The sequence below is a fragment of the Mesorhizobium sp. M2E.F.Ca.ET.209.01.1.1 genome (assembly GCF_004010375.2).
Lineage (GTDB): Bacteria > Pseudomonadota > Alphaproteobacteria > Rhizobiales > Rhizobiaceae > Mesorhizobium.
Genome location: NZ_SADP02000630.1, coordinates 1 through 339 on the forward strand (window position 1 = coordinate 1; position 339 = coordinate 339).

1 pseudogene is annotated in these 339 nt (G+C 61.9%); it reads left to right on the plus strand.

Annotated features, from left to right (window positions below):
* Nucleotides 1-135: 135 nt before the first annotated feature.
* A pseudogene (locus tag EN852_RS37210) lies at nt 136-339 on the plus strand (AraC family transcriptional regulator); the annotation flags it as partial.

A 339-nucleotide genomic window follows, 5' to 3' on the forward strand; every position in this document is an offset into this window, starting at 1 on the left:
GAACGGGCGCGCTTTGTCCGCGCGAAAATCTTCCGACCGCATGATGCTCCTCCACTTTGTACCGCAACCCTAGCGCCTCCGCTGGCGATCGGGTATGGACGGAACGGCAAAACCGATTGGACTTTTTCCGGCGCCATGAGCCAGAATTCCATTCCCCATTTCTTCGTCTATGGCGAACCGGTGCGGCCGCTCGATGTTGGCTTCCTGCATGTCGAGACGGTGCTTGCGCGCAGCAACATTCACCTTGGCCAGGTCGCCGCGCACAAGCACCCGCAGATGGGCCAGATCACCTACTGGACCGGGGGCTCCGGCACCTACCGCATCGAGGACCGCTCCTGG